At 72.0% G+C, this 9073-nt stretch carries 6 protein-coding genes and 1 pseudogene; 1 reads left to right on the top strand and 6 read right to left on the bottom strand.

Annotated features, from left to right (window positions below; translation table 11 throughout):
* Nucleotides 1-68: 68 nt before the first annotated feature.
* From JS521_RS30385 to JS521_RS30360, 5 genes and pseudogenes are all read right to left on the bottom strand, one after another.
* Complete coding sequence (locus tag JS521_RS30385) at nucleotides 69-1658, bottom strand: molybdopterin-dependent oxidoreductase (protein WP_205086144.1); 1590 nt, start codon at nucleotides 1656-1658, stop codon at nucleotides 69-71.
* A 169-nt stretch (nucleotides 1659-1827) separates the two neighbouring features.
* Nucleotides 1828-4050, bottom strand: a complete 2223-nt coding sequence (locus JS521_RS30380) for an NADP-dependent isocitrate dehydrogenase (protein WP_205086143.1) — start codon at nucleotides 4048-4050, stop codon at nucleotides 1828-1830.
* Between the two features lie 103 nt (nucleotides 4051-4153).
* A pseudogene (locus tag JS521_RS30375) lies at nucleotides 4154-4354 on the bottom strand (response regulator transcription factor); the annotation flags it as partial.
* 195 nt (nucleotides 4355-4549) lie between these two features.
* Complete coding sequence (locus JS521_RS30365) at nucleotides 4550-6073, bottom strand: amidase (protein WP_239488052.1); 1524 nt, start codon at nucleotides 6071-6073, stop codon at nucleotides 4550-4552.
* A 149-nt stretch (nucleotides 6074-6222) separates the two neighbouring features.
* The gene (locus JS521_RS30360) at nucleotides 6223-6609 is read right to left on the bottom strand and encodes a hypothetical protein (RefSeq protein ID WP_205086142.1); all 387 of its coding nucleotides are present in this window, start codon (nucleotides 6607-6609) and stop codon (nucleotides 6223-6225) included.
* A 200-nt stretch (nucleotides 6610-6809) separates the two neighbouring features.
* On the opposite strand from JS521_RS30360, the gene JS521_RS30355 reads away from it, so the two are divergent.
* On the top strand, nucleotides 6810-7571 hold the full coding sequence (locus tag JS521_RS30355) for a LolA-like protein (RefSeq protein ID WP_205086141.1): 762 nt from the start codon (nucleotides 6810-6812) through the stop codon (nucleotides 7569-7571).
* Here JS521_RS30355 and JS521_RS30350 read toward each other — a convergent pair.
* Nucleotides 7558-9073, bottom strand: a 1516-nt coding sequence (locus JS521_RS30350; protein ID WP_239488051.1) for an NCS1 family nucleobase:cation symporter-1, incomplete at its 5' end; no start/stop codon positions are given. The two genes, JS521_RS30355 and JS521_RS30350, sit on opposite strands and share 14 nt — an antisense overlap.

The following is a 9073-nucleotide window of genomic DNA, read 5'->3' as shown; positions in this document are numbered from 1 at the left end:
GGCTGGCCTCCGCCGGGCGCTCGGCGTCGGTGGGGGGGATGGCCGGTGGGATGGGAGGTCTGTTGGAGTCAGTCGACGGTGACCACGACGGAGTGCCAGCCGCTCGCACCGTCGGGCACGGTCTTCGTCCGCTTCTCGGTCTGCGTCTCGCCGGTCCCGTCCGTGGCACGGACGGTCAGGGTGTGGCCACCGGGGGTCGCCTTCCACGGATAGGTCCACTGGCGCCAGGTGTCGACGGTGGCCTGCTCGGCGAGTTGGGCGGGCTTCCAGGGGCCGTCGTCCACGCGGATCTCGACCTTCTCGATGCCCCGGTGCTGGGCCCAGGCCACCCCGGCGACCATGACCGTGCCGGCCTCCGGGCGGCCGAAGGGCTTGGGGGTGTCGATCCGGGACTGGGTCTTGATCGAGGCCTCGCGGGCCCACTTGCGCTTCACCCAGTACGCGTCGTACGCGTCGAACGTGGTGAGCTCGATGTCCTCGATCCACTTGCAGGCCGAGACGTACCCGTACAGGCCGGGCACGAGCATGCGGACGGGGAACCCGTTGACGAAGGGCAGCGGTTCACCGTTCATGCCGACGGCGAGCATCGCGTCCCGGCCGTCCATGACGTCCTCGACGGGGGTGCCGAGCGTCATGCCGTCCACCGAGCGGGCGATGATCTGGTCCGCCTTTCCGCCCCGGGACGGCGGCTTGACGCCCGCCTCCTTGAGCAGGTCGGCGAGGCGTACGCCGATCCACCGGGCGTGGCCGATGTAGGGGCCGCCGACCTCGTTGGAGACGCAGCAGAGAGTGATCTCGCGTTCGATCAGCGGTCGGTCCAGCAGGTCCTGGTAGGTGAACTCCAGGTCCCGGCGCACGCCTTCGCCGTGGATCCGCAGCCGCCAGCTGTTCGCGTCGACCTTGGGAATCACCAGGGCGGTGTCGACCCGGTAGAACGTGTCGTTGGGCGTGGTGAACGAAGGGAGGCCGGGAACCCGCAGCTGCGCTCCCGCCGGGATCGGGCGGGCGGGCGAGGCCGGGGCGGGCAGCGTGACGGCCTCACGCGATGCGACGGCGTCCTGGGCGCTGCGGCCGTTCAGCGTCCGGCCGACCGCTCCCGCGGCGGTGGAGGCGGCGGCCGCCGCGGTGGCGGCGATGAGGAAGCCGCGCCGGTCCCAGCCGGACTCGTCGTCCTGCTCCTCCCCCGCGATCCGGCGAGGCCGGGTGAGTCTGCCGACGAGGACGTACAGCAGAACCGCCCCGGCCACCGCGCCCACGAGCGACGGGAGCCCGTCCACCACGCCGGTGGAGTCCGGGCGGCTGACGGCCGAGGCGACACCGACCACCCCGAAGGCGAGGACGGCGGCGGAGCCGGTACGGCGGTGACGGAGCGCCAACAGGCCGACGACGACCGCGAAGAGGGCGAGGGTGACGACGATGCCCAGTTGCAGGACGAACTTGTCGTTCTCGCCGAAGTTCCGGATCGCCCAGTCCTTCACTCCGGCGGGCGTCCGGTCGATGGCCGCTCCGCCGACCGCTGTCACGGGGCTCGCCTCCGGCCTGACGGCCGCCGAGACGAGTTCGGCGACGGTCAGGGCGGCGAATCCCGCCAGCAGTCCGCTCAGGGCTGCCAGCGTGTCGCGGGTCAGGGCTGTCCGGGTGATCCTCACGGTCGTCATTCGGAGCCGTGGGACCGGCGGATTGGTTCGCGTTCCGGATCGGCCCGGAACGCGAACCGCCCCGGCGGGCGCGGGGCCTGCCGGGGCGGAGCCATGAAGCGGTCAAACTGTCATGCCGTCATGGGCGCATGCGCGCACGCGCGCATGCGGTGAAGCGGACTGCGAAGGGTCAGGCGAGGGACGCGATCGCGTTGTTGAACGTGGCGGACGGGCGCATGACCGCCGCGGCCTTGACCGGGTCGGGCTGGAAGTAGCCGCCGATCTCGGCCGGGGAGCCCTGCACCGCGATGAGTTCGGCGACGATGGTCTCCTCCTGCTCGGCCAGCGTCTTGGCGAGCGGCGCGAACGCCTCGGCGAGCTTGGCGTCGTCGGTCTGATGCGCCAGCTCCTGGGCCCAGTAGAGGGCCAGGTAGAAGTGGCTGCCGCGGTTGTCGATGCCGCCGAGGCGACGGCTCGGGGACTTGTCCTCGTTGAGGAAGGCGCCCGTCGCCCGGTCCAGGGTGTCGGCGAGGACCTGGGCCCGCGCGTTGTCCGTGGTGGTCGCCAGGTGCTCGAAGCTGACCGCGAGGGCCAGGAACTCGCCCAGGCTGTCCCAGCGGAGGTAGTTCTCCTTGACGAGCTGCTGGACGTGCTTGGGGGCCGAGCCGCCCGCGCCGGTCTCGAAGAGGCCGCCGCCGTTCATCAGCGGGACCACGGAGAGCATCTTGGCGCTGGTGCCCAGCTCCAGGATCGGGAAGAGGTCGGTGAGGTAGTCACGCAGCACGTTGCCGGTGACGGAGATGGTGTCCTCGCCGCGGCGGATGCGCTCCAGGGAGAAGGCGGTGGCCTCGACCGGGGACTTGATCGAGATGTCCAGGCCGTCCGTGTCGTGGTCGGCGAGGTACGTCTTGACCTTGGCGATCAGGTTGGCGTCGTGCGCACGGGTCTCGTCCAGCCAGAACACGGCCGGGTTGCCGGTGGCGCGGGCGCGGGTGACGGCGAGCTTGACCCAGTCCTGGATGGGCAGGTCCTTGGTCTGGCACATCCGGAAGATGTCGCCGGCGCCGACGGCCTGCTCCAGCACGACCGCGCCGCTCGCGTCGACGACGCGCACGGTGCCGGTGGCGGGGATCTCGAAGGTCTTGTCGTGGCTGCCGTACTCCTCGGCCTTCTGCGCCATCAGACCGACGTTGGGCACCGAGCCCATGGTGGCGGGGTCGAAGGCGCCGTTGGCGCGGCAGTCGTCGATGACGACCTGGTAGACACCGGCGTAGCTGCTGTCCGGGAGGACGGCGATGGTGTCGGCCTCGTCACCGTCCGGGCCCCACATGTGACCCGAGGTGCGGATCATGGCCGGCATGGAGGCGTCGACGATGACGTCACTGGGGACGTGCAGGTTGGTGATGCCCTTGTCGGAGTCGACCATCGCGAGGGCCGGGCCCTCGGCCAGCTCGGCCTCGAAGGACGCCTGGATCTCGGCGCCGACGTCCGGCAGCGAGCCGAGGCCCTTGAGGATGCCGCCCAGGCCGTCGTTGGGGGTGAGGCCGGCGGCGGCGAGCTGCTCGCCGTACTTGGCGAAGGTGTTCGGGAAGAAGGCGCGGACCGCGTGGCCGAAGATGATCGGGTCGGAGACCTTCATCATGGTGGCCTTCAGGTGCACGGAGAACAGCACGCCCTCGGCCTTGGCACGGGCGACCTGCGCCGTGAAGAACTCGCGCAGCGCGGCGACGCGCATGACGGCCGCGTCGACGACCTCGCCCTTGAGGACGGGTACGGACTCACGGAGCACGGTGGTCGTGCCGTCGTCGCCGTGCAGCTCGATGCGGAGCGTGCCGTCCTCGGCGATGACCGCGGACTTCTCGGTGGAACGGAAGTCGTCGACGCCCATGGTGGCGACGTTCGTCTTCGAGTCGGCCGTCCAGGCGCCCATGCGGTGCGGGTGGGCCTTGGCGTAGTTCTTGACGGAGGCGGGGGCGCGGCGGTCGGAGTTGCCCTCGCGCAGCACCGGGTTCACGGCGCTGCCCTTGACCTTGTCGTAGCGGGCGCGGACGTCCTTGTCCTCGTCGGTCCGCGGGTCGTCCGGGTAGTCCGGGAGCGCGTAGCCCTGCTCCTGGAGCTCGGCGATGGCGGCCTTGAGCTGCGGGATCGACGCCGAGATGTTCGGCAGCTTGATGATGTTCGCGCCGGGCGTCCTGGCCAGCTCGCCCAGCTCGGCGAGTGCGTCATCGATACGCTGCTCGGCCTTCAGCCGCTCCGGGAAACTGGCGATGATCCGGCCCGCGAGGGAGATGTCACGGCGCTCGACCGTGACGCCTGCGGTCGAGGCGTAGGCCTCGATCACGGGCAGGAACGAGTACGTCGCCAGGGCAGGGGCCTCGTCGGTGTGCGTATAGATGATGGTCGAGTCAGTCACCGGGTGCTCCGCTCCACGTCTGCAACATTGCTTGACATCAAGATATCTCTTCGTGGGGCGGGGCTCCACAAGGCCCCCGCACAGCTTTACGCACCGTGGCGCGTCAGGGCCCCGGGGCCCGGCCGTCGCCGCCCCACGACCGGGGCTCGACCAGCCCGGACTCGTACGCGAAGACCACGAGCTGGGCCCGGTCGCGGGCACCGAGCTTGATCATCGCGCGGCTCACACGGGTCTTGGCGGTGAGGGGACTGACCACCATGTGGACGGCGATCTCCCGGCTGGCACTGCTCGCGGCGCGGGCTGTGCCAGCCGGACCGCATCACGGCCGAGGACGTGAAGGCCTGGCGGGTGCCGTTCACCGATCACTGCCTGGTCCACCTGGTGGCGTTCGGGGCGATGCCGGCCGTGGAACGGGTGGAGGCGGAACTGACGGAGGCCGCCCGCGCGATGTGAGCGTGAGCCCTCGGACCGGCGGGCCGGGCGGTGCGGGCTCGAGACCTCAGACCGGCGGCCGGTGCTCGAACCAGCGCCGGTCGTCCTCCAACTGGGCGGCGAGCGCGATCAGCCGCTCCTCGCTGCGGGAGGGGCCGAGCAGTTGGGCCCCGACCGGGAGGCCGGAGCGGGTGAAGCCGGCCGGGACGTTCACCCCGGGCCAGCCGAGGACGTTCCACGGCCAGGCGTAGGGGCAGGCGGCCGTCATCGCGAGGTCGGTGCGCCAGGCGCTCAGGTCGTCGAACCTGCCGATCCGGGGCGGCGGGGCGGCCGTGGTCGGGGTGAGGAGCACATCGAACCCGGAGACGTCGAAGAGGGCGCCGATCCTGCGGTGCTGGCGCACTTCGCGGGCGCGGGCGGCCCTGACCACCCGCCCGCCCAGCCGCGTACCGGTCCGCAGGGCGCTGCGGGTGCGCGGGTCGAGCAGGGCCGGTTCGGGGTGCCGGGCGGCGAATTCGGCGATGCCCGCGGTGGCGCGGGGCACGAAGGCGAGGCCGATCAGCCCGTACCGGGGCCGGGCCTCCTCGACGTGGTGGCCGAGCCGGGCCAGGGTGTCGGCGAGCGCGGTGACCGCCCGGCGCACCTCGGGGTCGGGTCCTGCGCCGGTGAGGGTGAGCGGGGGACGCCAGGCCAGGGCGATACGCAGGCGGCCCCGGTCGCGGCGGGAGGCGTCGGCGGCGCGCACGGCGGGCGGGCGGTGGAAGTCCTCGGGGTGGGCTCCGGCGACCGCGTCCAGCAGCAGCGCGGCGTCGGCGACCGTACGGGCGAGGGGGCCGTTCACGGTGAGGCCCTGGAAGGCGTCGTAGTTCGGGTGGACCGAGACGCGTCCGCGCTGCGGTTTGATGCCGACGAGGTGCGTCCACGCGGCGGGGATGCGCACGGATCCGGCCCCGTCCGAGCCGAGGGCGGCGGGGACGAGCCCGGCGGCGACGGCGGCGGCCGATCCGCCGGAGGAGCCGCCCGGGGTGTGCGCGGTGTTCCACGGGTTGCGGGTGGCGCCGAAGCCGGGGCCCTCGGTGAAGGGCCACTGGCCCAGCTCGCAGGAGTTGGTCTTACCCACGACGACGGCTCCGGCGGCGCGCAGCCGGCGGACCGCCTCGCTGTCCGTCGCGGCCGGAGGCCGTTCGCCGTCGCAGCCGAAGTGCGTGGGCAGGCCCGCAACGTCGGTGTCGTCCTTGACGGCGACCGGCACGCCCAGGAGCGGCAGCCGCTCCCCCGCCGCGAGCCTGCGGTCGGCCTCCGCGGCCTCGGCGAGGGCGGCTTCGGCGCGCAGGTGGCGGAAGGCGTTGAGGGTGGGCTGCGTGGCCTCGATCCGGTCGAGGGCGTCGGCCACGAGTGCGGTGGAGGTGACGGTGGCGTCGGCGAGCCGGCGGGCGCTCTCCGCGAGTCCGGGGAGCGGCGGCGGGACGGGGGCGGCCGGGCGCGGGGCGCGACCGGGCTCCCGCACGGCCGGGCCGGTCTGCTCGGTGCGTCCCGCTTCGGTCGGCTCCGCTTCGGTCGGCTCCGCTTCGGTGGGCTCCGCTGAGGACATGGGCGTGCCGCCTCCCTCGGGTCGCGGGGCCGACCGGTCGTCCCGGCTGCACCCACACGTACTTACTGGAGGGTAACGAGAGGAGGCGGCACGCTCAACCGGTCCGGCTGTTCCGGCCGTTCCGGCCGTTGCCGACTACGCGCCCGGTGTCAGGGGCGCACGTGGATCTCGCCGATTCCGGTGCCGATCTTGCCGCAGTGGGCGGTGGACTGGCCGGACTCGCCGGGCCTGAGGGTGACGTGGTTGCCGTCGACGTCCGGGGCCCAGCCGCAGACCAGATGGACCCAGAAGGTCTGCGTCTGGCTGCCGTTGTTGCGACAGAGGGCGAAGCCCGTGTACTCGTCGATGGCGTGCTTGCCGGTGTCGCAGGACAGGCCGGGCGGGATCGCGGCCGGGGCTGCGGTCGCGGTCGCCGACGTGACCGAGACCGCCAGCGCGGACACCGTCGCCGTGGCGGCCAGCGCCCGCAGGACGGACCGGGAGCGCTTCCCCGTGGCCTTGCCGCCCTTGCTCCTCGTCCCCGTGAACAGGTTCATCGATGGTCTCCTTCATGCTGCGTGCGGACGTGATCCCGGGCGGGATCACCGCAGCTCTGCCCACGCTCCGTGGTCGAAAACACCGTGGCGCTTCACTCTCCGTACGCGCGCCGGGCGGCGCCCCCACTCCCGGCGTACGCTCGAATGTGCTGGTCATCCTGGTTCGTACGCCCTGACCGGGGCCTTTTCGAGGAGGCGACGTGAGCGGACACCGATGGGCCGCCCGGGCGGCCGCGGGTGCGGCGGCCGTCGCTCTCACCGTCACGGGTGGCACACTCGCGCAGGCTGACGACGACATCGACGCGCTCCCCGCAGAGGAGATCGCCGAACGCGCGCGCGACGCCCTGGCCGGCGTCGACTCCCTGCATCTGAGCGCGCGCGGCAGCACCGACGGGACCGGGGAGAACATGAGCGTCGACCTCACGCTCGACCGGGACGGGAACTGCGCGGGCGGGGTCGACATGGGCGACGACGGTTCGGTGGAGATCGTGAAACGCGGCGACGACGTCTGGCTGAAGCCGGACGCCGCCTTCTGGAAGAACCATGTGCCGATCGGCGGCTCCACCTTCGACGCGATCCTCGACGGCCGGTACATGAAGGCCTCGGCCGACGACCCCCGGCTGCTGGAAGTGACCGAGGTCTGCGACCTCGACACGTTCCGCAAGCTGATCACGGACAACGTCGGCACCGCCGACCTCGACTCCCTGACGAAGGGTGCCAAGACCGACGTGAACGGCGCGCCCACGGTCCCGGTGACCCGGGCCGAGGGCGGGGAGCGCCTGACGGCCTACGTGGCCGCCGAGGGCACGCCGTACCCGGTGCGCATCACCGTGCGGAACGCCGACGAGGAAGGGACCGTGGACTTCTCCGGCTTCGACCGGCCGGTGCCCACGGCCATCCCCTCGGCGGACGAGACGGTGGACGTCACGGCCCTGCTGGGCCGCAGCATCAAACCGGTGTAGCGGGCCGGGTCGTCGACCGCCGCGTCAGCGCCACGTACAACAGCAGCGAGGAGGCGAGCCCGACCGCCCAGCCGTAGTCGGCCAGCGGCTTCAGGAACGGGATGAGACCGTCGGCGGGGAAGGGGCCCTTTCCGGGAGCCGAGTGCGAGCCGCCCACCGCGAGGACGCCGCCGACCGCGAAGGCCACCACCGCCCGCCAGTTCCAGCCGCTCCGGTACCAGTACCGGCCGCCCGGCCGGTAGAGATCGGGCAGGTCGAGGACGGTGCGGCGGACGATCCAGTAGTCGGCGATCAGGATGCCCGCCACCGTACCGAGCAGGCCGCCGACCAGGCCAAGCCACGTGAAGATGTACAGCTCGGGCGTCTCGGTGAGCTTCCACGGCATGATGACGACCCCGATCACGCCCGTGATCAGCGCCCCGGTCCGGAAACTGATGAACCTCGGTGCGAGGTTCGCCAGGTCGTACGCCGGTGAGACCACGTTCGCCGCGATGTTCACCGAGATCGTCGCGATCAGCACGGTGACCAGACCGAAGACGAGCCCGAAGACGTTGTCGGTCCGGGCGACGAGCTGGACCGGATCCCAGATGGCCACCCCGTACACCGCCTGCGATCCGGAGGTGACGAAGACGGAGAGCAGGGCGAAGAACGTCATCGTGGTCGGCAGCCCGAGCGATTGACCGCGGATCTGGGCGCGTTGGCCCGCGCCGAAGCGGGTGAAGTCGGGGATGTTGAGGGAGAGCGTCGACCAGAAGGCGATCATGCCCATCAGCGAAGGGAAGAAGACCGGCCAGAAGTCGGCGCCCCAGCCGAGCGCGGACGGCTGGTCCAGCAGCGGGCCGAAGCCGCCCGCCTTGACCGCCACCCAGACCAGCAGGACCACCGCTCCGACCAGGACGAACGGAGCCGCCCAGTTCTCGAAGCGGCGCAGGGTGTCCATCCCCCGGTAGATGATGGCCAGTTCGAGCGCCCAGAAGAGGACGAAGCAGAGCCACAGCGTCCAGGGCTGCCCGCCGATCTCCGCCGCGCCGGCCCAGCCGCCGAAGATCTTGCCGAGCAGCGTGAAGATACCGACGCCGCCGATCCAGGTCTGGATGCCGAACCACGCGCAGGCGACGGCGGCCCGGATCAGGGCGGGCAGATTGGCGCCGCGCAACCCGAAGGAGGCGCGGGCCAGGACCGGGAAGGGGATGCCGTACTTGGGCCCGGCGTGGCCGGTGAGCAGCATCGGCGCGAGCACGATCACATTGGCGAGCGCGATGGTGAACACGGCCTGTTTCCAGTCCATGCCGAGCGCCACCAGGCCGGAGGCGAGCAGCCAGGACGGGATGTTGTGGGCCATGCCGATCCACAGGGCCGCGAAGTTGTACGTCGTCCAGGTGCGCTGCTCCACGGGGACGGGCAACAGGTCGTCGTTGGCGAAGCGGGGGTCGTCGGGGAGCTGTCCGGGGGCGAGTTCGACCCGGCCGGAGGCGGCCGGGCCGGGTATCGCGTCCGGGGGC

This window comes from Streptomyces durocortorensis (genome assembly GCF_016901035.1).
In the GTDB taxonomy this organism is placed as follows: Bacteria; Actinomycetota; Actinomycetes; order Streptomycetales; family Streptomycetaceae; genus Streptomyces; species Streptomyces durocortorensis.
Note: the sequence above shows the minus strand (reverse complement) of the source record. Positions and strands in the feature narration are given on the sequence as shown.